This is a genomic window from Luteimonas sp. e5 (assembly GCF_054031035.1).
Genome location: NZ_JBSTRX010000002.1, coordinates 376,961 through 399,922, shown reverse-complemented (window position 1 = coordinate 399,922; position 22,962 = coordinate 376,961). Strand labels below are relative to the sequence as shown.

Annotated in this window: 17 protein-coding genes, 2 tRNA genes, 3 rRNA genes and 1 other RNA gene; 14 read left to right on the top strand and 9 right to left on the bottom strand. The window is 64.7% G+C overall.

Annotation, left to right across the window (positions count from 1 at the left end):
• Positions 1–7: 7 nt before the first annotated feature.
• Positions 8–547 (bottom strand): UPF0149 family protein, encoded by a 540-nt coding sequence (locus tag ACW11F_RS07325; protein WP_456996253.1) that lies wholly within the window; start codon positions 545–547, stop codon positions 8–10.
• Positions 548–763: 216 nt separating this feature from the next.
• On the opposite strand from ACW11F_RS07325, the gene ACW11F_RS07320 reads away from it, so the two are divergent.
• The 8 genes from ACW11F_RS07320 (at position 764) to ACW11F_RS07285 (ending at position 7,352) form a co-directional block, all read left to right on the top strand.
• On the top strand, positions 764–3,004 hold the full coding sequence (locus tag ACW11F_RS07320; RefSeq protein WP_456996252.1) for a putative bifunctional diguanylate cyclase/phosphodiesterase: 2,241 nt from the start codon (positions 764–766) through the stop codon (positions 3,002–3,004).
• A gap of 12 nt (positions 3,005–3,016) precedes the next feature.
• On the top strand, positions 3,017–3,238 hold the full coding sequence (locus ACW11F_RS07315; RefSeq protein ID WP_456996250.1) for a TIGR02449 family protein: 222 nt from the start codon (positions 3,017–3,019) through the stop codon (positions 3,236–3,238).
• Entirely contained in the window at positions 3,235–3,540 is a 306-nt protein-coding gene (locus ACW11F_RS07310; RefSeq protein WP_456996249.1) for a cell division protein ZapA, read from the top strand. The genes ACW11F_RS07315 and ACW11F_RS07310 overlap by 4 nt, the downstream gene beginning before the upstream one ends.
• A 58-nt stretch (positions 3,541–3,598) precedes the next feature.
• A non-coding RNA gene (gene ssrS, locus ACW11F_RS07305) (6S RNA) lies at positions 3,599–3,782 on the top strand.
• 94 nt (positions 3,783–3,876) lie between these two features.
• Positions 3,877–4,461 (top strand): 5-formyltetrahydrofolate cyclo-ligase, encoded by a 585-nt coding sequence (locus ACW11F_RS07300; protein ID WP_456996248.1) that lies wholly within the window; start codon positions 3,877–3,879, stop codon positions 4,459–4,461.
• Positions 4,458–4,928, top strand: a complete 471-nt coding sequence (locus ACW11F_RS07295) for an EVE domain-containing protein (RefSeq protein ID WP_456996247.1) — start codon at positions 4,458–4,460, stop codon at positions 4,926–4,928. Before ACW11F_RS07300 ends, ACW11F_RS07295 begins: the two co-directional genes overlap by 4 nt.
• 75 nt (positions 4,929–5,003) lie before the next feature.
• Positions 5,004–5,666 carry a ribose-5-phosphate isomerase RpiA gene (rpiA, locus tag ACW11F_RS07290; RefSeq protein WP_456996246.1) on the top strand — a complete coding sequence of 221 codons (663 nt, stop codon included), beginning with the start codon at positions 5,004–5,006 and terminating at the stop codon, positions 5,664–5,666.
• A gap of 219 nt (positions 5,667–5,885) precedes the next feature.
• Positions 5,886–7,352 (top strand): DNA polymerase Y family protein, encoded by a 1,467-nt coding sequence (locus ACW11F_RS07285; RefSeq protein WP_456996245.1) that lies wholly within the window; start codon positions 5,886–5,888, stop codon positions 7,350–7,352.
• Positions 7,353–7,511: 159 nt separating this feature from the next.
• Here ACW11F_RS07285 and rrf read toward each other — a convergent pair.
• From rrf to ACW11F_RS07260, 5 genes are all read right to left on the bottom strand, one after another.
• Positions 7,512–7,625 (bottom strand): 5S ribosomal RNA (gene rrf, locus ACW11F_RS07280).
• 125 nt (positions 7,626–7,750) lie between these two features.
• Positions 7,751–10,625: ribosomal RNA gene (locus tag ACW11F_RS07275) — 23S ribosomal RNA — on the bottom strand.
• Between the two features lie 258 nt (positions 10,626–10,883).
• A tRNA-Ile gene (locus ACW11F_RS07270) sits at positions 10,884–10,960 on the bottom strand.
• 16 nt (positions 10,961–10,976) lie between these two features.
• Positions 10,977–11,052, bottom strand: a tRNA-Ala gene (locus ACW11F_RS07265).
• A gap of 89 nt (positions 11,053–11,141) precedes the next feature.
• Positions 11,142–12,688 (bottom strand): 16S ribosomal RNA (locus ACW11F_RS07260).
• Together the 16S, 23S and 5S rRNA genes with 2 tRNA genes alongside form the textbook arrangement of a ribosomal RNA operon.
• Before the next feature lie 554 nt (positions 12,689–13,242).
• On the opposite strand from ACW11F_RS07260, the gene ACW11F_RS07255 reads away from it, so the two are divergent.
• Complete coding sequence (locus ACW11F_RS07255; RefSeq protein WP_456996244.1) at positions 13,243–13,704, top strand: DUF192 domain-containing protein; 462 nt, start codon at positions 13,243–13,245, stop codon at positions 13,702–13,704.
• 72 nt (positions 13,705–13,776) lie between these two features.
• Here ACW11F_RS07255 and ACW11F_RS07250 read toward each other — a convergent pair whose 3' ends face one another.
• Positions 13,777–13,971 carry a rubredoxin gene (locus ACW11F_RS07250; RefSeq protein WP_456996572.1) on the bottom strand — a complete coding sequence of 65 codons (195 nt, stop codon included), beginning with the start codon at positions 13,969–13,971 and terminating at the stop codon, positions 13,777–13,779.
• A gap of 58 nt (positions 13,972–14,029) precedes the next feature.
• On the opposite strand from ACW11F_RS07250, the gene thiE reads away from it, so the two are divergent.
• The 4 genes from thiE to ACW11F_RS07230 all read left to right on the top strand — a co-directional run bounded on the left by thiE (position 14,030) and on the right by ACW11F_RS07230 (position 19,387).
• Positions 14,030–14,680: a thiamine phosphate synthase gene (thiE, locus tag ACW11F_RS07245; RefSeq protein ID WP_456996243.1), complete on the top strand. Its 651-nt coding sequence runs from the start codon at positions 14,030–14,032 to the stop codon at positions 14,678–14,680.
• The gene (gene hemL / locus ACW11F_RS07240) at positions 14,677–15,960 is read left to right on the top strand and encodes a glutamate-1-semialdehyde 2,1-aminomutase (RefSeq protein ID WP_456996242.1); all 1,284 of its coding nucleotides are present in this window, start codon (positions 14,677–14,679) and stop codon (positions 15,958–15,960) included. The genes thiE and hemL overlap by 4 nt, the downstream gene beginning before the upstream one ends.
• Positions 15,961–15,971: 11 nt before the next feature.
• Complete coding sequence (locus tag ACW11F_RS07235) at positions 15,972–16,874, top strand: ion transporter (protein ID WP_456996241.1); 903 nt, start codon at positions 15,972–15,974, stop codon at positions 16,872–16,874.
• 272 nt (positions 16,875–17,146) lie between these two features.
• Positions 17,147–19,387 carry a TonB-dependent receptor family protein gene (locus ACW11F_RS07230; protein ID WP_456996240.1) on the top strand — a complete coding sequence of 747 codons (2,241 nt, stop codon included), beginning with the start codon at positions 17,147–17,149 and terminating at the stop codon, positions 19,385–19,387.
• A 108-nt stretch (positions 19,388–19,495) separates the two neighbouring features.
• Here ACW11F_RS07230 and ACW11F_RS07225 read toward each other — a convergent pair whose 3' ends face one another.
• Together ACW11F_RS07225 and ACW11F_RS07220 are read right to left on the bottom strand one after the other, a co-directional pair.
• Positions 19,496–19,918, bottom strand: coding sequence for a VOC family protein (locus ACW11F_RS07225; RefSeq protein ID WP_456996239.1), 423 nt, complete (start codon positions 19,916–19,918; stop codon positions 19,496–19,498).
• Between the two features lie 85 nt (positions 19,919–20,003).
• Positions 20,004–20,825 (bottom strand): SDR family oxidoreductase, encoded by an 822-nt coding sequence (locus ACW11F_RS07220; protein ID WP_456996238.1) that lies wholly within the window; start codon positions 20,823–20,825, stop codon positions 20,004–20,006.
• A 125-nt stretch (positions 20,826–20,950) separates the two neighbouring features.
• Between ACW11F_RS07220 and ACW11F_RS07215 the strand changes: the two genes are divergently transcribed.
• Positions 20,951–22,942 carry a VTT domain-containing protein gene (locus tag ACW11F_RS07215; RefSeq protein ID WP_456996237.1) on the top strand — a complete coding sequence of 664 codons (1,992 nt, stop codon included), beginning with the start codon at positions 20,951–20,953 and terminating at the stop codon, positions 22,940–22,942.
• The last annotated feature ends 20 nt before the right edge of the window (positions 22,943–22,962 follow it).

The window sequence follows — 22,962 nt, the reverse complement described above, 5'->3', positions numbered from 1 at the left end:
GGCAGTCTCAGTGCAGGCGCTGGCGATGGCGCGGGCCGAGCGCACAGTCACCATGCAGCAGCAATACGGCGATGCGCACGAACTCCTCGATCTCGGCCAACGCCTGCTCATCTTCCTCGTCGTCGCCGGCCGACTCGGCCTCGGCCATCGCCAGCCGCGCCAGGTCCTGCAGCGCTTCGCTGCCCTCATCCGACAACGGCGGATTGGCACCCGCGGCAAGCCCGAACGCGCCGAGAAACGCGCGACACCAGTCGAACAGCGCATTGCCGCGCTCGTCCACCGGCACCGCGTCATCGGGCAGCAGCACGCCGAAGCCCAGCTCGCGATCCTCCATCGCCGCCACCGTGGCGTCACGCAACTGCGCGAGGCCGGCATCCTCGGGCTGCGCCAGATCCTCGTCGGCCAGCACCCGCCCGAGCCATGCGCCTTCCGCGCTGCCCCCCCCGGCCAGCCAGCCGCACAGCGCGCCATGCAATTCGGCCGGACTGACCGCCAGGCGCAGCGGCGCCAGGATCTGTTTCACCTCCTCCCACTGGGGCAACTCCATGCCTGGTTGCACCGGGCGTTTCTCCGTTTCGGGAATGACATCAGTGTATCGCGGCGGCGGCGCCGGGCATTGCGTGACCAATATCACGCCACGTACCCTGCAGGCAGCACATGGAAAAGCGGAACTTGGTTGATGTCGCCATTTCGATCCTGGTGGATCTCCCCTCGCATTGTCGCTGCAAGCAGCACGGCCGCCTGCCCGACTGCCGACGAGGCGATGGCAACCGCGGCGGCCCAGTCCTTCGTGATCGACCCGCTGCCAACGGACTGGCTGGCCTGGCCCTGGCTGTTGCTGTACGGCCTGGCTGCCGGCCTGCTGCTGGCATTCGTGCTGGGCGCGACGCTGCGTCGGCAACGTCATGCGCGACGCCATGCCACCGCCCTGCGCACGCATGAGGATCGCCTCGACCTGGCGTTGTGGGATTCGAGTGAGCTGCTGTGGGACTACAACATCGCCACCGGGCAGCTGACCATCAACCATCGCCCGGATGAGCACAGCACTGCACGCATCACGCACCCGGCGTGGGTGCATCCCGACGACAAGGACATGATCAACACGCGCCTGCGTCATTTCCTCGAGGGAGGTGGCGTCGGCTTCATCACCGCGCGTCATCGGGTGCGCTATGCGGATCGCGACTGGCACTGGGTCAACATCCGTGGGCGCGCGGTGGAGCGTGACAGCCATGGCCAGGTGCTGCGGCTGTCAGGCAGTGCGCGCGACGTCACCGCGAGCATGGCCGTCGAGCAGGCGCAGCTGATCGCCACCGAGGTGTTCCAGACCATGGCCGAAGCCGTGGTGGTGCTGGATGAGGGCTTTCGCATCGTTTCGGCCAACGATGCATTGCTGTCGATGACCTCGCATGAGCTCGATGCGCTTCTGGGCCAGGGCATGGACTTCCTCTCCGGGCTCCCGCAGGCGCGGCAGGTGCTCGCGGACATGCACCGTGACCTCATTGCCCACGGCCACTGGCAAGGCGAGGTGTGGCACCGCGGGCGCGACCGGCAACCGTTGCTGTGCCGGGCCAAGGCCACCCGGGTAACGCATGAGGCGAACACCTCCACCGGTGCCGGCACCCACTACGTGGTGGTGCTGGCCGACATCACCGAGCAGCGCCATGCCGAACAGGAACTGCGCCGGCTCGCCGATTACGATGTGCTGACGCGACTGCCCAATCGCCTGCTGTTCCAGCGCCGCCTCGACACCATTGTCGAAAGTCACCGCGATGGACGCCAGTTCGCGGTCATGTTCCTCGATCTCGACCATTTCAAGGACATCAACGACTCGCTCGGCCACGCCGCCGGCGACCGTGCCTTGCAGGTCGCCGCCGACCGCTTGCGCGAGATCGCCGGTCCCTCGCGCCTGCTGGCCCGTCTGGGTGGCGACGAGTTCACCATGGTGCTGGAAGGCATCCGCCATGAGGACGAAGCCTTCACCGTCGCACGCACCGTGCTCGAGCAGTTCTCCAGCCCGATGCAGCTCGACCACAACCTCGGTTTCCTGATTACCCCCTCGATCGGCATCAGCCTGTATCCCGAGGACGGCGAAGACGGCGAAACCCTGCTGCGGCGTGCCGATACCGCGATGTACCAGGCCAAGGCCGGTGGCCGCCGCATGTACCTGCGGTACCAGCCGGAAATGGATGCCGCCACCCTGCGTCGCCTGCAACTGGGCAGCCAGTTGCGCGGCGCCATCGAACGCGGCGAGGTGCATCTGGTGTTCCAGCCGCGCGCCTGGCTCAAGAGCGGGCGCATCGCCGGCATGGAGGCCTTGCTGCGCTGGCATCACCCCGAACTGGGCGAGGTCGCGCCTTCGCTGTTCATCCCGCTGGCCGAAGAAACCGGGCTGATCGACGAGCTCGGCGCCTGGGCGGCACATACCGCCTGCCGCACGCTGGCCGACTGGGATCGCGATGGTTTGCCGCGCATCAGCATGGCGATCAACGTGTCCTCGGTGCAGCTGCAACGCGACGACCTGCCCCACCAGCTTGCCGAAGCCGCGCGCGCGCATGGCATCGCACCCGGACGGCTGGAAGCGGAGGTGACTGAAAGCGTGCTGCTGGACCAGCCACCCCAGGTCATCGAGCGCCTGCGCCAGATGCGCGGCATGGGCATGCGCCTGTCGGTGGACGACTTCGGCACCGGCTTCTCCTCGCTGGCCTACCTGCGCGATCTGCCCTTCAACACCTTGAAGATCGACCGCGCCTTCGTCACCAACCTGACCGAAGACCGCCGCAACGAGGCGCTGGTGGTCGCGATCATCGCCATGGCCCGCGCGCTGGGCATGCGGGTGGTTGCCGAGGGAGTGGAAACGGCCGAACAGATGCACCGCCTGCGCGAGCTCGGCTGCGACCAGGCGCAGGGGTTCCACATCTCGCAGCCGCTCCCGCCCGATGACTGCCGCGGCCTGCTGGCGCAGGAAGCCGACTCCCTGCTGCTTGACCGCCTGTCCCCGCCCTGACAAGGTGCGCTGATGGACCCGAATGATTCGCTCCCGCGCCTGCAGCAGCTGCTCGACCGCCTGCATGTCCTGATCGAGCGCCAACAGCGCCTGCTCGAGGAAAACCACGGCCTGCGCCAGCAGCAGGAGCAATTGATTCTGGAACGGGCACGCCTGGTGGCGCGCAACGAAGAAGCACGCAGCCGGGTCGAGGCGATGATCCAGCGACTGAAAGCACTGGAGCAACACACGTGAGCGAGCGCAACGAAGCCACCGAAGCGGTCAGCGTGCGCATCCTCGAGCGCGATTACACGGTCGGCGCCCGCCCTGCCGAGCGCGACAGCCTGCTGGCCGCGGCACGCGCGCTGGACATGCGCATGCGCGAGCTGCGCGGCGACAATCGCATGGTGGCGATGGAACGGATCGCGGTGCTGGCCGCCCTCAACCTGGCGCATGAACTCGAGCTGCTGCGCGAGCGCAACCGCGAACACGACCGCGCCATGAATGCAGCGCTGGATGTGCTCGAGCAACGCCTGGCGCGCCTGCCGGCGGAGTGAATGCCCGCGGGCGGCTGCCATTCATGCAGTCCGCGGCGGGAAGGCTATACTGCAGGTGTGTCCTCTGCCTTGAGCGACAGCGCGCAAAACATATTGCCTTGTCCCTATAGACGACACCGGGTCCGCGAAGCCCGCCAGGGGTGCAAGTCCGCCACGCAGCGGAAAGCCCGAAGGTCGGCAAGCGTTCCCACTTGAACCCCGGGTTCAAGGTCGTTTCGCCGCATCGCCACGGCGGAGGATGCCACACCGGAACCCGCGCCACGAGCGCGGGTTTCCTTTTGCGCGCGTCCACGCGGCCTCCACATTTGCGCGTCATGCCCTGCCTACAATGCCGCCATGAGCCTGCCATCACCCAATCGCGCCGAATTGCGCATGCGCCGGCGCGCGATCGAACCACCGGCACGCATGCTGGCCGCCGAAATGGTCGCGCAACGCCTGCTGGAACTGCCCGATGCCCCGATCTCCGGCCATGTCGCCGGCTATTGGGCAATGGATGGCGAGCTGCCGCTGCACGTGTGGCAACTGCGCCTGCCGGCGGCCTGCGTCTATTGCCTGCCGGTGCTGGACACCCACGCGCAGATCCTGCGCTTCGCGCCATGGCGCCCGGGTGATGCACTGGTATCCAATCGCTATGGCATTCCCGAACCCGAAATCACCCCGGACACACTGCTCGATGCGCGCGAGATGGCGATGATCGCGCTGCCGCTGACCGGCTTCGACCGCCACGCCCGGCGCTTGGGCATGGGCGGTGGCTGGTACGATCGCACCCTGGCCTTCCGCAGCGAACAGCCTGCGCCGCCGCTGGCGATCGGCGTCGGCTTCGATCTGCAGGAAGTCTCCGAAATCGTGGCAGAACCGTGGGACATTGCCTGCGATGCCATCGTCACCGAAACCCGCACCCTGCACAGGGCCCCGGCATGAGCACCCGCAAGAAATACTGGTTGATGAAGTCCGAACCCGGCGACTTCTCCATCGACGACCTCGAGCGCGTTCGCAATGAACCCTGGACCGGCGTGCGCAATTACCAGGCACGCAATTTCATGCGCCAGATGAAACCCGGCGATGGTGTGCTGTTCTACCACTCCAACTGCGAAGTCCCGGGCATCTATGGCGTGGCCGAGGTCACCAGCCTGCCCTACCCCGACCCGACCCAGTTCGATCGCAGCTCGAAGTACCACGACCCCAAGGCCACGCAGGAGGAGCCGCGCTGGCAGCTGGTCGATGTCGGCTACGTGCGCACCCTGCCGCAGCCGCTGGCACTGGCCGAGATCCGCGAACACGCCGACGCGCTGGGCGAGGAGTTCGCCCTGATCCGCAAGGGCTCGCGGCTGTCGGTGATGCCGGTGACCAGCGCGCAATGGAAGCTGCTGCTGGCACTTGCCGAATAGGCCGCACGGTCTGCGCCCGGGCTCGATGGCCTGGCTCCTGCTACGATGCCTGCCCCTGTCGCGTTCACCCTCCGCATGTCCGAAGCCAAGCGCCTGGCCGCCGAAAAAGCCCTGGATTACGTCGAAGACGGCATGATCGTCGGTGTCGGCACCGGCTCCACCGTGGCCTATTTCATCGATGCGCTGGGCCGCGAACCGGAGCGCATCAAGGGTGCGGTGTCGAGCTCCGAACAAAGCAGCGAGCGCCTGCGCCGCCACGGCATCGAGGTGCTCGACCTCAACCACACCGGGCAACTGGCGCTGTACGTGGACGGTGCCGACGAATGCGACCCGCACAAGCGCCTGATCAAGGGCGGTGGCGCGGCGCTGACGCGGGAAAAGATCATCGCCCAGGCCAGCCAGCGCTTCGTGTGCATCATCGATCCGGGCAAGCGCGTCGACGTGCTTGGTCGCTTCCCGCTGCCGGTCGAGGTGATCCCGATGGCGCGCAGCCTGGTGGCGCGCGAGATCCTCGCCCTGTGCGGCGGCCAACCGGTGTTCCGCATGGCAGCCGAGGACCGCGCCGTGGTCACCGACAACGGCAACGTGATTCTCGACATCCACCACCTGTCGATCAGCGACCCCGAAGGGCTGGAAGAGGCGATCAACCAGATCCCCGGCGTGGTCAGCGTGGGCCTGTTCGCGCGCCGTCCGGCCGACATCGTGATCGTCGGCGGCGAGCCACCGCTGCTGCTCTGACGCACGCGCCGCCCCGCCGCAGCCGGCCTGAAACGCACCCGCCAAGCATCGAGTACCCCGCGACGATCCGCGTCGCAGCGGCTGCGACGCCGGCATGGCATTTAGTCGAAACGTGAGTTTCGCGCCGCGGCCTGAGATGCCCGGCACGGATACTGCCGGGCCGGCCCGCGTGGCCGTCCGGCCTGCTCGCGCTGCCTTTCGCCTGCCTGCCCTGTCGCCATGTCCCTGCGTTGCCTGTTCGTCGATTTCAATTCGTATTTCGCCTCGGTCGAGCAGGAGGATGCCCCCGAACTGCGCGGCCGACCGCTGGTGGTGGCGCCGGTGATGACCGCGAGCACCTGCTGCATCGCCGCCAGCCACGAGGCCAAACTCCATGGCATCCGTACCGGCACGCCGGTGTGGCAGGCGCTGCAAGCCTGCCCGGACCTGGTGGTGATGCCGGCACGCCCCTCGCGCTACGTCGAACTGCATCACCGGCTGATGGACGCGATCGGCGAATGCATCCCGCATGGTGCGCCCGAATCGATCGACGAGGTGCCGTGCTGGCTGCTTGGTCGCGAGCGCCAGCGCGAGAACGCGATCGCCATCGCCGAGGCGATCAAGCGCCGCATCGCCGCCGAATATGCCGCAATCCGCTGCTCGATCGGCATCGCGCCGAACAAGTTCCTCGCCAAGACCGCCTCGGACATGCAAAAACCCGACGGCCTCACCGTGATCGAGCAGGCCGACCTGCCACAGGCCCTGCATCCGCTGGCGCTGGGTGACCTGTGCGGGATCGGCCACTCGATGCGTCAGCGCCTCGTCGCAGCGGGTATCGACTCGGTGGCCGAGCTGTGCGCCGCTCCGCGCCAACGCCTGCGCGCGATCTGGGGTGGCGTGGAGGGTGAACGATTCTGGATGCGCCTGCGCGGGATGGAGCTGCCGGCGCTGCCCACCCGGCGCGGCTCGGTCGGCCATTCGCATGTGCTCGATCCGGCGCTGCGGCATTTCGCCGGCATGCGTTCGGTACTGTTCAAGCTGCTGGCCAAGGCGGCGATGCGCCTGCGCCGCGACGGGCTGGTGGCACGCGGCCTGCAGCTGCATGTGAGATTCGTCGGCCTGGAGCAACGCTACAGCCGGGAAACCCGTTTCGAGGCCCTGTCCGATACACCCACCCTTCTGCACCTGCTGAGCGAACAACTGCAGCCGCTCGATGCCGCCCGGCGCAACGGACGCTGGCAGGAAAAGCGGCATCCGCCGCTGTCGGTCGCGGTCACCCTGTTGCGCGTGGCCGAAGCCGCGCGGCAAAGTCATGAACTGCTGCCGCGGCGGGAACGCGATCACCAGGTCAGCGCGGCGCTGGATCGGATAAACCGACGCTTCGGCCCCGACACGCTGTATTTCGGCACCATGCAAACGGCGATCAGGAAGGACGCCGCACCGATGCGCATCCCGTTTGCCAACATCCCGCGGCTTGAAACCGAAGACGAATCCGCCGGCCGCCGGCAGCGCGCCAGCGAAGCCCTGATGCTGCTGCGCGAGCGCCAGTTCAAGGTGCTGGCCGAGGCCGCGCATCGCCAGGCCAGGCGCCCGGGGGCGACACGCAAACCGATGCGCGCCGGTGCCGGCGGCTGGCAACGGCAGAAGAAAACGGAACCGCCAGCGGCACAGACGCAAGGCACGCTGCCACTTTTCCCGCCCGGCTGAGGGGCGGCAGGCGGGTTTTGCACAACCGGAAAAACAAGATCTGCGGGCCGTGGCTGCCGGCATGCTCCGCCTGCCGGGAATCCCGCGTGGCGCCTTGCGTTCGTGCAATGCGCAAAAAGAAAGACGCCCCGCATCAGGGATGCGGGGCGTCCGGAATAAATCTGGCGATGACCTACTCTCGCATGCTGAGTGCACACTACCATCGGCGCAGCTGCGTTTCACTTCCGAGTTCGGGATGGGGTCGGGTGGTTCCACAGCGCTAATGTCGCCAGAAAGCTGGGAAGTGTCGCGTGGGCGGCAAGCCGCTTCGCGCCAACTTTCATGGGGACGGAATGTAGCGAGTGCCTGGTCGAAGAACACGCAGACGCGCGTCTTGGCTCAAGGCCACTTGAGGTTATATGGTCAAGCCTCACGGCTCATTAGTACTGGTTAGCTCAATACATTGCTGTACTTACACACCCAGCCTATCAACCACCTAGTCTTGATGGTGCCTTCAGGGGGCTTGTGCCCCGGGAAATCTCATCTTGAGGCGCGCTTCCCGCTTAGATGCTTTCAGCGGTTATCGCTTCCGAACGTAGCTACCCGGCAGTGCCACTGGCGTGACAACCGGAACACCAGAGGTTCGTCCACTCCGGTCCTCTCGTACTAGGAGCAGCCCCTCTCAAATTTCCAACGCCCATGGCAGATAGGGACCGAACTGTCTCACGACGTTCTGAACCCAGCTCGCGTACCACTTTAAATGGCGAACAGCCATACCCTTGGGACCGACTACAGCCCCAGGATGTGATGAGCCGACATCGAGGTGCCAAACTCCGCCGTCGATATGAACTCTTGGGCGGAATCAGCCTGTTATCCCCGGAGTACCTTTTATCCGTTGAGCGATGGCCCTTCCATACAGAACCACCGGATCACTAAGTCCTACTTTCGTACCTGCTTGAGCCGTCACTCTTGCAGTCAAGCACGCTTATGCCTTTGCACACAGTGCGCGATGTCCGACCGCGCTGAGCGTACCTTCGAGCTCCTCCGTTACTCTTTGGGAGGAGACCGCCCCAGTCAAACTACCCACCATACACGGTCCCCGACCCGGATAACGGGCCTAGGTTAGAACGTCAAGCACATCAGGGTGGTATTTCAAGGATGGCTCCATGCCAGCTGGCGCCGACACTTCAAAGCCTCCCACCTATCCTACACAGACGAACTCAACGTTCAGTGTAAAGCTATAGTAAAGGTTCACGGGGTCTATCCGTCTTGCCACGGGAACGCTGCATCTTCACAGCGATTTCAATTTCACTGAGTCTTGGGTGGAGACAGTGCCGCCATCGTTACGCCATTCGTGCAGGTCGGAACTTACCCGACAAGGAATTTCGCTACCTTAGGACCGTTATAGTTACGGCCGCCGTTTACTGGGGCTTCGATCAAGAGCTTCGCCTTGCGGCTGACCCCATCACTTAACCTTCCAGCACCGGGCAGGCGTCACACCCTATACGTCCACTTTCGTGTTTGCAGAGTGCTGTGTTTTTGATAAACAGTCGCAGCGGCCTGGTATCTGCGGCCCCCCTCAGCCCAGTCACGCATGTGACCACCAAAGGGGGCGTACCTTCTCCCGAAGTTACGGTACCATTTTGCCTAGTTCCTTCACCCAAGTTCTCTCAAGCGCCTGAGAATTCTCATCCTACCCACCTGTGTCGGTTTACGGTACGGTCTGCGTAAGCTGAAGCTTAGGAGCTTTTCCTGGAAGCGTGGTATCAGTCACTTCGCTCAATGTGAGCTCGTCTCGGTGCTCGGCATAGAGGTTCCCGGATTTGCCTAAGAACCATGCCTACCGCCTTTCCCCCGGACAACCAACGCCGGGTAGACCTAACCTTCTCCGTCCCTCCATCGCACTTACGCGAGGTGCTGGAATATTAACCAGCTTCCCATCGACTACGCATTTCTGCCTCGCCTTAGGGGCCGACTCACCCTGCGCCGATTAACGTTGCGCAAGGAAACCTTGGGCTTTCGGCGTGCGGGCTTTTCACCCGCATTATCGTTACTCATGTCAGCATTCGCACTTCCGATACCTCCAGCAAGCCTCTCGACTCACCTTCGCAGGCGTACGGAACGCTCCTCTACCGCGCATGCAAAGCATGCACCCCAAGCTTCGGTTTACCGCTTAGCCCCGTTAAATCTTTCGCGCAGACCGACTCGACCAGTGAGCTATTACGCTTTCTTTAAAGGATGGCTGCTTCTAAGCCAACCTCCTGGCTGTCTATGCCTTTCCACATCGTTTACCACTTAGCGGTAATTGGGGACCTTAGCTGTGGGTCTGGGTTGTTTCCCTTTCCACGACGGACGTTAGCACCCGCCGTGTGTCTCCCATGCATTCCTTCTCGGTATTCGGAGTTTGCCATGGTTTGGTAAGTCGCGATGACCCCCTAGCCATAACAGTGCTCTACCCCCGAGAGGATTCACATGAGGCGCTACCTAAATAGCTTTCGAGGAGAACCAGCTATCTCCGGGTTCGATTAGCTTTTCACTCCTAATCACACCTCATCCCCTACCTTTGCAACGGGAGTGGGTTCGGGCCTCCAGTTCGTGTTACCGAACCTTCACCCTGGGCATGACTAGATCACCCGGTTTCGGGTCTACTGCCTGCGACTATGCGCCCTGTTCAGACTCGGTTTCCCTTCGCCTCCCCTATACGGTTAAGCTTGCCACAGACAGTAAGTCGCTGACCCATTATACAAAAGGTACGCAGTCACCCCGAAGGGCTCCTACTGCTTGTACGCACACGGTTTCAGGTTCTATTTCACTCCCTTCACCAGGGTTCTTTTCGCCTTTCCCTCACGGTACTGGTTCACTATCGGTCGGTCAGTAGTATTTAGCCTTGGAGGATGGTCCCCCCATGTTCAGACAGGGTTTCTCGTGCCCCGCCCTACTCTATTTCATCCAAATGGCCCTTTCGCATACAGGGCTATCACCTTCTATGGCCGGACTTTCCAGACCGTTTTGCTAGAACCAAATGGACTTTTGGGCTAATCCCCGTTCGCTCGTCACTACTAAGGGAATCTCGGTTGATTTCTTTTCCTACGGTTACTTAGATATTTCAGTTCACCGCGTTCGCTTCGTACACCTATGTATTCAGTGCACGATACCCCTAAGGGTGGGTTTCCCCATTCGGACATCGCCGGATCAAAGCTTGTTGCCAGCTCCCCGACGCTTTTCGCAGGCTGCCACGTCCTTCATCGCCTCTGACCGCCAAGGCATCCACCGTGTGCGCTTATTCGCTTGACCATATAACCCCAAGTTGCCTCGGAGCCATACAACCTGTCGCGCGAATATCAACGACATTTCAAATGTTTAGGTGCATCACTGCACCCGCCTTAGCCTCAACGACACGTCTTGAGTATTCTTCAATCTCAAACGCTCGCTACATTCCGGTTTTCACAGAACGCATCCGGGCCTCAACGCCAGGATGCTTCAAATCAATGTTCGTGTACGCTTCCGATCCAGATTCTCGGCTTTCGACGACCCTTGGCGCATGTGCCAGGGTGGTGGGTCTGGGAGGACTCGAACCACCGACCTCACCCTTATCAGGGGTGCGCTCTAACCACCTGAGCTACAGACCCGTTGTCTTCGCCAGTTTGGTGGAGCCTGTCGGGATCGAACCGACGACCCCCTGCTTGCAAAGCAGGTGCTCTCCCAGCTGAGCTAAGGCCCCAGTATTGGGGACGTTTCCTCGGCCATGCCGGGAATCTGGATGCAGGTTACTTGTGCGGACGCCTGGCAGACTTGGTCTGCCGTGTCTCTAAAGGAGGTGATCCAGCCGCACCTTCCGATACGGCTACCTTGTTACGACTTCACCCCAGTCATCGGCCACACCGTGGTAAGCGCCCTCCCGAGGGTTAAGCTACCTACTTCTGGTGCAACAGACTCCCATGGTGTGACGGGCGGTGTGTACAAGGCCCGGGAACGTATTCACCGCAGCAATGCTGATCTGCGATTACTAGCGATTCCGACTTCATGGAGTCGAGTTGCAGACTCCAATCCGGACTGAGAGAAGGTTTCTGGGATTGGCTTGCCCTCGCGGGTTTGCAGCCCTCTGTCCTTCCCATTGTAGTACGTGTGTAGCCCTGGCCGTAAGGGCCATGATGACTTGACGTCATCCCCACCTTCCTCCGGTTTGTCACCGGCGGTCTCCCTAGAGTTCCCACCATTACGTGCTGGCAAATAGGGACAAGGGTTGCGCTCGTTGCGGGACTTAACCCAACATCTCACGACACGAGCTGACGACAGCCATGCAGCACCTGTGTCACGGTTCCCGAAGGCACCAATCCATCTCTGGAAAGTTCCGTGCATGTCAAGGCCAGGTAAGGTTCTGCGCGTTGCATCGAATTAAACCACATACTCCACCGCTTGTGCGGGCCCCCGTCAATTCCTTTGAGTTTCAGTCTTGCGACCGTACTCCCCAGGCGGCGAACTTAACGCGTTAGCTTCGATACTGAGTTCCAAGTTGAACCCAACATCCAGTTCGCATCGTTTAGGGCGTGGACTACCAGGGTATCTAATCCTGTTTGCTCCCCACGCTTTCGTGCCTCAGTGTCAGTGCTGGCCCAGGTAGCCGCCTTCGCCACGGATGTTCCTCCTGATATCTACGCATTTCACTGCTACACCAGGAATTCCGCTACCCTCTACCGCACTCTAGCCTGCCAGTATCAAATGCAGTTCCCAGGTTGAGCCCGGGGCTTTCACATCTGACTTAACAAACCACCTACGCACGCTTTACGCCCAGTAATTCCGAGTAACGCTTGCACCCTTCGTATTACCGCGGCTGCTGGCACGAAGTTAGCCGGTGCTTATTCTTTGGGTACCGTCATGACTTCCGGGTATTAACCGAAAGCTTTTCTTTCCCAACAAAAGGGCTTTACAACCCGAAGGCCTTCTTCACCCACGCGGCATGGCTGGATCAGGCTTTCGCCCATTGTCCAATATTCCCCACTGCTGCCTCCCGTAGGAGTCCGGGCCGTGTCTCAGTCCCGGTGTGGCTGATCATCCTCTCAGACCAGCTACGGATCGTCGCCTTGGTGGGCCATTACCCCTCCAACTAGCTAATCCGACATCGGCTCATCCAATCGCGCAAGGTCCGAAGATCCCCTGCTTTCACCCGTAGGTCGTATGCGGTATTAGTCCCGGTTTCCCGAGGTTATCCCCCACGACTGGGCAGATTCCGATGTATTCCTCACCCGTCCGCCACTCGCCAGCCAAGAGAGCAAGCTCTCTTGCTGCTGCCGTTCGACTTGCATGTGTTAGGCCTGCCGCCAGCGTTCACTCTGAGCCAGGATCAAACTCTTCACTTAAACTTGCTCCGGAACCGAAGTTCCGAAATTGCTTGAGTGCAGACTTCGTCCAGACCCGAATCACTCGCTGCATATCGCTATGCATGAATTGACTTGGTTCTGTTTGAACGTCTTGCTTGTGAACAAACTTCCATCCACCAGACGTCCGCACAAGTCACCTGCGTACACTTTCAAAGATCCGCGGGTTGGCCTCAGCGCCGTCCCGTTTGCTCCGTTGGGCATGTCGCCCGAGGGAGCCGACCATCTTACAGCAGATTTGGTCCTTGTCAACACCTCGTCAAGAACTTTTTTCTGCCGCCTCACCGCGACGAGTCCGTCGAGGTGAGCCGCCCATCATAGCGCGCTTTTTCGATTCGTCAACACCCTGATCGAAAAATTTTTGCCTGATGGCCCCGCCTCGAAGGTGCGCTCCGTGGCGGGCCGCGCATTGTGCATGAATGCGGGGCACAAGGGAAGCCCTTGCGCGCTGATCGCGACACCGCCGCGCCCATGCGCACCGTGTTGCGGCTGCCGGTGCAGAATGTGGCCTTCCCGCACGCACCGGAGTCGATGCCATGCCCGCCCTGATCCGTCGCGCACTGCTCGCGCTGTTCCTGATTGCACCGCTGGCCGCCTGCGCCACCGATGGTCGCCATTGGGTGGAGCTGGCCGGCAAGCGCTACCAGGTGGAAGTGGCACGCGATGATGCCAGTCGTGCGCGTGGGCTGATGTTCCGCGAAGCCATGGACGCCGACCACGGCATGCTGTTCATCCACGAGCACGAAGCGCCGCAGGCGTACTGGATGAAGAACACGCGCATCGCGCTGGACATCCTCTACTTCGATTCGGCACGCCGCCTGGTCAGTCAGCAGCGCGATGTGCCGCCGTGCATCCTCGGCGATCGTTGCCCGTCGTATCCGAGCGAAGGGCCGGCGCTGTACGTGCTGGAGTTGAACGCCGGTCAGGCCGAAGCGCTCGACTTGCAAGACGGCGCGGAACTCACCTTCGGCCCCGGCATCGACGCTGCGCGCAAGTAACGTCCGCCACGCGCCTGACGCAGTGACCGCAGCAGAGTCGGTACGAGAGTCGTACCGACAGCCTGCGCGCGCTCAGGCTTCCTGCATGTCGAAGTCGGCCTTGGTCACGCCGCAATCGGGGCAGGTCCAGGTTTCGGGCACGTCTTCCCAGCGCGTGCCGGGCGCGATGCCGTCCTCGGGCAGGCCCGCCGCTTCGTCATAGATGAAGCCGCAGACCACGCACATCCAGGTGCGGAAAGGGACGGAATCGGCGCTGCTTCGGGACATGACGCTCACGGGATGATCGGTGAAGATGCGCATTGTCCCATTCGCCACGCCTCCGCGCATGAGCTCGATGCCTTTCCCCGCACGCGGCCTGTATCTGCTGACACCCGACAGCGTCGATGGCGATACGCTGCCCGCACGCATCGCGCCGTTGCTGCCACACGTCGCCGCGCTGCAGTACCGCAACAAGCTGGCCACGGCCGATGAGCGCTTGCGGCAGGCGCGTGCGCTGCGCGAGCTGTGCCGTGAAGCCGGGGTGTGCTTCATCGTCAACGACGACATGCACCTGGCGCGCGAGGTCGATGCCGATGGCGTGCACCTGGGTCGGGACGATGGCGACATCGCCACTGCGCGCGCCCTGCTCGGCGCCGGACGCGTGGTCGGCGCGAGCTGCTACGACGAGCTGCAGCGCGCGCACGACGCCGCCCAAGCCGGCGCCGATTACATCGCCTTCGGTGCGTTGTTTGCCTCCGCCACCAAGCCGCAGGCACGACGCGCGATGCCGGTATTGTTCACGCAGGCCGCAGCGCTCGGCGTGCCGCGGGTGGCGATCGGTGGCATCACGGCGGACAATGCAGGCACGGCGGTCGCCCTCGGCGCCGATGTGCTGGCGGTGATCGGCGGCGTGTTCGATGCGCGCGATCCGATCGCCGCCGCACGCACCATTGCTGCCGCCTGCAACCCGAATCCTTCGTCAAGAGAATCCGCATGAACCACCCCCGCTCCCACGACCTGTTCACCCGCGCCCAGAACCTGCTGCCCGGCGGGGTCAATTCGCCGGTGCGCGCGTTCAAGTCGGTCGGCGGCGAGCCGTTCTTCGTGCAGCGCGCGGAAGGGCCGTACCTGTTCGATGTCGATGGCAACCGCTACATCGACTACGTGGGTTCCTGGGGGCCGATGATCGTTGGCCACAACCACCCGCAGGTGCTGCAGGCGGTGATCGATGCCGCGCGCGACGGGCTGTCCTTCGGCACGCCCAATCCGCTGGAAGTGACCATGGCCGAGGCGATCACCCAACTGGTGCCCAGCTGCGAGATGGTGCGCATGGTCAATTCCGGCACCGAAGCCACGCTGTCGGCGATCCGCTTGGCACGTGGCGCCACCGGGCGCAGCCGCATCGTCAAGTTCGAAGGCTGCTACCACGGCCACGGCGACAGCTTCCTGGTCAAGGCCGGCAGCGGCGCGCTGACCTTCGGCGTGCCGACCTCGCCGGGCGTGCCCAAGGCGCTGGCGGATCTGACCCTGACCCTGCCCTACAACGACTTCGATGCGGCGACCAAGCTGTTCGATGAATGTGGCGCCGACATCGCCGGTCTGATCATCGAGCCGGTGGTCGGCAATGCCAACTGCCTGCCGCCGCGGGACGGTTACCTGCAGCACCTGCGCGAGTTGTGCACGCAGCATGGCGCGCTGCTGATCTTCGACGAGGTGATGACCGGCTTCCGCGTGGCCCTCGGCGGTGCGCAGGCGCGTTACGGAGTGACGCCGGACCTGTCCACCTTCGGCAAGATCATCGGCGGCGGCATGCCGGTCGGCGCCTATGGCGGGCGCCGCGAGCTGATGCAGCAGATCGCGCCGTCCGGCCCGATCTACCAGGCCGGCACGCTGTCAGGCAATCCGGTGGCGATGGCCGCGGGGCTGGCGATGCTCGAGCTGATCCAGGCACCGGGCTTCCACGAGGCACTGGAAGCGGCTTCCAACCGCCTGTGCGACGGGCTGGAAGAGGCCGCGCGCGCGGCCGGGGTGCCGTTCTCCACCCAGCGCGTGGGCGGCATGTTCGGGCTGTTCTTCAATGCCGACAAGGTCGATACCTTCGCCGCCGCCACCGCCTGCGACAGCGCCGCGTTCAACCGCTTCTTCCATGCGATGCTCGAGCGCGGCGTGTTCCTCGCACCATCGGCGTTCGAGGCCGGCTTCGTGTCCTCGGCGCATGATGCGGCGGTGATCGACGCCACCATCGCCGCCGCGCGCGACGCCTTCGCCAGCCTCTGAGCGGCACGACCATGCATCCGCGCAAATCCCGGCACAAGGATCAGAGCGATGGCGGCTTTTTCGAGCGCAGCCATCTGCCGGCCAGCGAAACCGGTCTGCGCTACAAGCTGTTCCGCCTGTTCTTCCACCACAACCACCGCGACGAGCGCAATTTCGACCTGCTGCTGATCGGCGTGATCCTCGCCAGCGTGCTGGTGGTGATGCTCGACAGCGTGCCGTGGATCAAGGCCAAGTGGCATTCGCAGCTGTACCTGGCCGAGTGGATGTTCACCCTGATTTTCGCCGTCGAATACGTGGCGCGGATCTGGGTGGTGAAGCGGCCGCGACGCTACGTCAACAGCTTCTTCGGCGTGATCGACCTGTTGGCGATCCTGCCCACCTTTCTCTCGCTGCTGTTCCCGGCCAGTGCCTCGCTGGCGGTGGTGCGCATCCTGCGCCTGCTGCGCATCTTCCGCATCCTCAAGCTGGTCGAATACTCCAGCGAAGCGGGCATGCTGATCCAGGCGCTGCTGCGCAGCCGGCGCAAGATCCTGGTATTCGTCACCACCCTGCTGACCATCACCGTGATCTTCGGTGCGCTGATGTACGTGGTCGAAGGCCCGGCGCATGGCTTCCACAGCATCCCCACCGGCATGTACTGGGCGGTGGTGACCATGGCCACGGTCGGCTTCGGCGACATCGCGCCGGGCACCGCGCTCGGCCGCTTCATCACCTCGACCCTGATCATCATCGGTTACAGCATCATCGCCGTGCCCACCGGCATCTACACCGCGGAGCTGGCGCGCACCATGCGCGAGCGCGGCCGGGTGCGCGTGCGCTGCACCCAGTGCGGCCTGCTCGATCACGACGTGGATGCCTGGTACTGCCGCAAATGCGGCCAGGTGCTGCCGGACAACGAGCCCGACGAGGACTGACCCAGCCGCACATGCGCCCGCCACGCGCAGGTCCGGCGCGCGCATGACGGCGCGGATCGGCCGTGGGAGCGGCCGTGGGAGCGGCCTGTGGCAGACCCTTCCCGGGCCCATCATTCCCGGGCACGTTCGGAGCGAAGCTACAGCCGGGCATCACCTCCAAAAGAGAATGGAAACGAGAATGATTCTCGTTTAATATTGCATCCCGCGCGCAGCCAGCTGCTGATGCAAGTGAGCGCGAATCCATTCATTGACCACATCCTTGGAGCCTTTCGATGCCCACCCATCCTGCACGCGCGCCACGCCGTCGTGCCCTCACCCGTGCGCTGTGGCTGTCACTTGCCGCCCCCGCCAGCGCCTTCGCCGTCGACGCCGCCGTCGATCCAACCCCGCAACAGCTCGATGTGGTGCGGGTGATCGGCAAGATCGAAGATCCGCAATCAAGCATGGGCTCGGCCTACGTGCTCAGCGAGCGCGAATTGCACAAGTTCGGCTCGTCCAATGCCAATGACGTGCTCGGCACCGTGCCCGGCGTGTATACCCGCGAGGAGTCCGGCCTCGGCCAGTTCCCGCGCATCGGCATCCGCGCTTCCAGCGCCGGGCGCAGCGACCGCATCAGCGTGCTGGAGGACGGCATTCCCGCAGCGATGGCCGCCTACGCCAACACCTCGGCCTACTTCTTCCCCAACATCGGCCGCATGCGCATGGTCGAGGTGCTGAAAGGCCCGGAGATCCTGTTCCACGGCCCGCAGACCACCTCGGGCGTGGTCAACCTGGTGAGCAGTGCGATCCCGCAGCAGTTCGGCGGCATGTTGAACGCGGAATTCGGTTCCTTCGACCGCCACAAGATCCACGCCAACGTCGGCGGCAGTCAGGGCCAATGGAGCTGGTTGCTGGAGACCTACCAGGCCGCCAGTGACGGCTTCCATCAAATCGATCGCAGCCGCAACGGCGCCGGCTTCCGCATCAACGACTGGATGGGCAAGCTGCGCTGGCAAAGTGCGCCGGATGCCGCGTATCCGCAGCAACTGGACATCAAGCTCGGCTACGACCGCGAAAGCCTCGACGTCAGCTACCTCGGCCTCACCGAAGCCGACTTCCGGGCCGACCCGAATCGCCGCTACGGACTGTCGGCGCTGGAGCGGATGAACCGCGGCCGCAAGAATGCCAGCGTGCAGCACCAGATCTGGTTCGGCGCCGACACCCGCCTGACCAGCACCCTGTACGGGGCCGACACCCATCGCTATTACAACCGCCTGAACCAGATCAATGGCATCAACCTCGGCGGAATCACCTCGATCATCAACACAGGCGGCGCCGATGCCGACCTGTTGCAGGGCATCCTCGACGGCACGCGGGACACCACCCATGCCAATGGCGTGCGTTACGGCCACAACCACCAGGCGTTCACCAGCAAGGGCGCGCAGATCGAGCTCAACCACGGCTTCGCCAGCGGCGAGGCCTGGCACGAGCTGACCGGCGGCGTGCGCTGGCACCACGACACCACGCGCAACGCGGTCAATGGCATCGCCAACAGCTTCTACCAGCAGATCGATGGCACCCTGGTCTACCAGTCCACCGCGTCGGCGACGCCTTCGCGCGGCGAAGCGCGGGCCCTGGCGTTCTGGCTCGGCGATCGCATCACCATCGGTCAGTGGAACCTGTTGCCGATGCTGCGTCACGAGCGCATCCGCAGCCAGGCCAACCTCGCCCGCGATGCCACTGCCGAGCAGATCGCGGCGCGCAAGCACAATCGCCTGGACAAGACCACGCTGGGCTTTGGCGCGAATTACGCGTTGAACCCGAACTGGACCCTGCTCGGCGGCATCCATCAGGGCTTCGCGCCGCCCGGCAATGGCGTTGCGCACGGCACCCGTGGCGAGGAAAGCATCAATTACGAAGGTGGCCTGCGTTGGCGCAGCGGCACGTGGGGCGTCGACGCAATCGGCTTCCACACCGATTACCGCAATTCGATGCGTACCTGCATGGTGGCCAACCCCTGCCCCGGCGGCCGCGTCGACGGCACCGAGCAGACCGGTCGCAAGCGCGTCTCCGGGCTGGAGCTCGGTGCGTTCGGCGTGCTGCATGAAACCGATTCGCTGCGCGTGCCGTTGCGGCTGGCCTGGACCTTCACCGATGGCGAATACACCCGCGCTTCGGACAGCGGCGCGGTGCTCAAGGGCGACGTCATCGAATACACGCCGAAAACCGTGGGTACGCTGCGGCTGGGGCTGGAAACCAGCGCCGGCTGGAACAGCTATCTGGCACTGAACTGGCAGGCCAAGGCGTGGACCAGCAATGTCGCACGCCGCCCCGGGGTGGACAACCGCCTGCTGCAGACGCAGAGCCTGATGACCGTGGATCTCGCCAGCCATTACCCGCTGGCGGCGAATACCGAGCTGTACGTGCGCGTCAACAACGTGTTCGATCAGCAGCGCATCACCCATCGCGGGGCGGACGGTGCACGCGGCAATGCGCCACGTGAGTTCAGCATCGGCATGCGCACGACGTTCTGATTGCCGTGCTGCAACGACAGGGCCGGGCGCGATCCCGGCCCTGCTGCGTCGCAGGCGCGTGTCAGCGGTGGCGGACGGTGACGCGGCATCCGCAGCGATCGCCCCGCCTCACCACTCGCCGCTGTTGGGCATCGAGCTCCACGGCTCGGCCGGTGCCAGCGCCTCCCCGGCCTGCAGCAGTTCGATGGAAATCCCGTCGGGGGTCTTGACGAAGGCCATGCGCCCATCGCGCGGCGGACGGTTGATGGTCACGCCCATCGCCTGCAGGTGGGCGCAGCGCGCGTAGATGTCCTCGACCTCGAAGGCGAGGTGACCGAAGTTGCGCGCGTTGCCGTAATCCTCGTCGCTGCCCCAGTTGAGGGTCAGCTCGACCTCCACGTCCGGATTCTTCGGCGCGGCGAAATACACCAGGGTGAACTTTCCGGCCTCGTTGTCGATGCGTCGGGTCTGCACCAGGCCGAGGCCTTCGGTGAAGAACTTCGAGGTGGCGTCCAGGTCATGGACGCGCAACATGGCATGCAGGTATTTCATCGTGCGCTACCGGATCGGGTCTGCCGCCATTATCGCGCCTGCCGATGACGGCGCCGCGACGCCGCCATGGCCATGCACGCCGCGCTCAGGGTTCGAGGAACAGATCCGGCAGCAACGGCTGCTCCGGGTTCACCGCGTAGCCGCTGAAATCCTCGATGCCGGCTTCGCGCAGGACCTCTTCGTCGATGAAGAAGCGGCCATTGGTCTCGGCGGCATCGCGCAGCAGGATCTCGCGTGCGGCATCGGCCACGATCTGCGGCGTGCGGCAGCGCTCGACCTCGACCCCCGGAATCATGTTGAGCGCATCGGTGGCGATCACCGTGCGCGGCCACAGCCCGCTGATGCCGATGCCCTTGCCGGCGAACTCGGCGGCCATGCCCAGGGTGACCAGGCTCATGCCCATCTTGGCCAGGGTGTAGGCGGTGTGCGGCCCCCACCATTTCGGCGCCAGCGAAGGCGGCGGGCACAGGGTGAGGATGTGCGGATTGGGCGACTTGAGCAGCTCGGGCAACGCCGCCTGTGCGCACAGGAAGCTGCCGCGCGAGTTGACCTGGGTCATCAGGTCGTAGCGCTTCATCGGGGTGTCGAGCACACCCGCCAGCCAGATCGCGCTGGCATTGTTGACCAGCGCATCGACGCCGCCGAACGCATCCACGGTGGCGGCCACCGCGGCGCGCACCTGCTCCTCTTCGCGAATGTCGCACTGGATCGGCAGCGCCTGTCCGCCGGCGGCACGCACTTCGTCGGCCACGCTGTGGATGGTGCCGGGCAGCTTGGGGTTGGCGACTGCGGACTTGGCCAGGATCGCGATGTTGGCGCCATCGCGCGCGGCGGCCAGCGCGATGGCGCGGCCAATGCCACGCGAGGCGCCGGTGATGATCAGGGTCTTGCCAGCCAGTGTGGGCATGCTCGATCTCGTGTGTGCGGGAAGTGCGCCCGAGTATAGGCGGCGGCTGACAGCCGGATGAACATGCCGGACCATGGCGGACAGGCGTCGCGAACGGGTTGCGTGCGGCTTCTATAATCGCGCCGATGACCAGCGCATGGCTCGATCAGCTCGTGGCATGGATCGGCGAGCACCCGGCCGCTGCGATCGCGTTCGCCTTCCTGGTCGCGCTGTGCGATGCACTGGCGGTGGTCGGCATCCTGGTGCCGGCGCTCCCGCTGCTGTTCGCGGTCGGCGCATTGATTGGCCTGGGCCACGTCAACGGCCCGCTGGCGGTGGCCGCGGCCGCATCCGGCGCCTTCATCGGCGATGCGGTGAGCTACTGGATCGGCCAGCGCTGGGGTCCGCAGATGCGCGGCCTGTGGCTGTTCCGGCGCTATCCGCAACTGATCGACCGCAGCGAACGGCTGTTCCGGCGCCATGGCCTGAAAAGCATCCTGATCGCGCGCTACGTGGGCGCGGTGCGGCCCTTCGTGCCGGCCATCGCCGGCATGCTGCACATGCCGTTTGCGCGTTATGCCGCAGCCAGTGCGCTGGCCTGTGCCAGCTGGGCACTGCTGTTCCTCGCCCCGGGCTGGTTGTTCGGCAAGTCCTACGATGCGGTGGCGGCGGTGGCCGACAAACTGGCGCTGGTGCTGGTCGCGCTGGCGGCGGTGGTGGCGGCGGCCTGGGCTGGCGTGATCTACACCTCGCGCTGGTTCGCCGACCACGCCGACGGCCTGCTTGCACGCAGCCTGCGCTGGTCGCGCGCGCATCCGCGCATCGGTCGCCTCGCCGCCTATTTCGTCGACCCCAGGCGTCCCGATTCACCCTCCCTGCTGCTGCTGATCGGCGGCCTGATCGCGATGCTGTGGGCGGCCATCGCGGGTGCGCTGGCGCTGGCCGCCAGCGGTGGCCCGCTGGCCATCGACCACCGCGTCTACCAGGCCATGTTCGCGCTGCGCAACCCGCTGGCCGACAACCTGATGGCCGCACTGGCGCGGCTCGGCGATGCCGAAGTGCTCGGCCCGGCGGTGCTCGCCGGGGTGCTGTGGCTGCTGTGGCGACGGCGCTGGGCGGCGGCGCTGCACTGGCTGGCGGCACTGATGATCGGCTGGTTGGCGGCGATGGCGGTCAAGCACGCGGTGCACATGCCGCGGCCACCGGTCGCACCGGCCGGCTTCGGCTTCCCTTCGGTGAGCATCGTGATGATGACCATCGGCTTCGGTTTCTTCGCCGTGCTGATCGCACGCGAATGGCCCGGGCGACGGCGCATCTGGCCCTACCTCGCCGGCACGGTGGCGGTGTGCCTGGTCGCTTTCGCCCGCCTCTACCTCGGCGCGCATTGGCTCAGCGACGTGGTCAGCGCGATGCTGTTCGGCCTGCTGTGGGTGTTCGCGCTCGGCATCGCCTACCGCCGACGCGTCGAACGCTCGTTCTGGATGCGCCCGCTGGCCGCGATCTTCTACACCGTGTTCATCGCCGCCGCGCTGTGGCACGGACCGCGCGGCAGCGAGGCACTGCTGGCCAAGTTCTCGCCACCGCCGACCCGCGTCATGTCGTTGCAGCACTGGCGCGGCGATGGCTGGCGCGAGCTGCCCGGCACGCGCAATGCGCGTGGCGACACCATCCGCTGGCCGCTGGACCTGCAGGTGGCCGGCCCGCTGGTACCGGTGCAGACCGCGCTGGAAGTGGCCGGCTGGCGGGTCAAGCCGCAGGCCGAGTGGGTGGACATGCTGGGCCTGCTCGACGGCGATGCGGTGGCCGCCCGGTTGCCGATCCTGCCAAGCTCGCTGGAAGGCCATCCCGAAGCATTGCTGATGAGCCGCCCCGGCGCCGACGAGCATGAGCGCGAGGTGCTGCGCCTGTGGCCGGCACCGGCGCGGATGGAAGACGGCACCGAGCTGTGGATCGGCACGGTGCAGACCATGCGCCTGCGCCGGGTGCTCGGAGTGGCGCGGCTGTGGCTGCCGGTGGATGACGGCGGCGCAGCCTATGCCAGCCTGCGCCAAGATCTGGCCACGCTGCCACGCCAGGCCGATGGCCGGCGCAGCGATGGCGTGCCGGTGCTGCGCATCGACACCACCCGCGTGCCCTGAGCGCAGCCGCAGGCGCGCGC

Coding starts and splice junctions, on each gene's coding strand:
- rpiA (WP_456996246.1), top strand. CDS start 5,004: ATGTCCGAAGCCAAGCGCCTGGCCGCCGAAAAAGCCCTGGATTACGTC.
- ACW11F_RS07230 (WP_456996240.1), top strand. CDS start 17,147: ATGCCCACCCATCCTGCACGCGCGCCACGCCGTCGTGCCCTCACCCGT.
- ACW11F_RS07325 (WP_456996253.1), bottom strand. CDS start 547: ATGGAGTTGCCCCAGTGGGAGGAGGTGAAACAGATCCTGGCGCCGCTG.
- hemL (WP_456996242.1), top strand. CDS start 14,677: ATGAACCACCCCCGCTCCCACGACCTGTTCACCCGCGCCCAGAACCTG.
- ACW11F_RS07315 (WP_456996250.1), top strand. CDS start 3,017: ATGGACCCGAATGATTCGCTCCCGCGCCTGCAGCAGCTGCTCGACCGC.
- ACW11F_RS07295 (WP_456996247.1), top strand. CDS start 4,458: ATGAGCACCCGCAAGAAATACTGGTTGATGAAGTCCGAACCCGGCGAC.
- ACW11F_RS07220 (WP_456996238.1), bottom strand. CDS start 20,825: ATGCCCACACTGGCTGGCAAGACCCTGATCATCACCGGCGCCTCGCGT.
- ACW11F_RS07285 (WP_456996245.1), top strand. CDS start 5,886: ATGTCCCTGCGTTGCCTGTTCGTCGATTTCAATTCGTATTTCGCCTCG.
- ACW11F_RS07235 (WP_456996241.1), top strand. CDS start 15,972: ATGCATCCGCGCAAATCCCGGCACAAGGATCAGAGCGATGGCGGCTTT.
- ACW11F_RS07255 (WP_456996244.1), top strand. CDS start 13,243: ATGCCCGCCCTGATCCGTCGCGCACTGCTCGCGCTGTTCCTGATTGCA.
- ACW11F_RS07250 (WP_456996572.1), bottom strand. CDS start 13,971: ATGTCCCGAAGCAGCGCCGATTCCGTCCCTTTCCGCACCTGGATGTGC.
- thiE (WP_456996243.1), top strand. CDS start 14,030: ATGAGCTCGATGCCTTTCCCCGCACGCGGCCTGTATCTGCTGACACCC.
- ACW11F_RS07225 (WP_456996239.1), bottom strand. CDS start 19,918: ATGAAATACCTGCATGCCATGTTGCGCGTCCATGACCTGGACGCCACC.
- ACW11F_RS07215 (WP_456996237.1), top strand. CDS start 20,951: ATGACCAGCGCATGGCTCGATCAGCTCGTGGCATGGATCGGCGAGCAC.
- ACW11F_RS07320 (WP_456996252.1), top strand. CDS start 764: ATGGCAACCGCGGCGGCCCAGTCCTTCGTGATCGACCCGCTGCCAACG.
- ACW11F_RS07300 (WP_456996248.1), top strand. CDS start 3,877: ATGAGCCTGCCATCACCCAATCGCGCCGAATTGCGCATGCGCCGGCGC.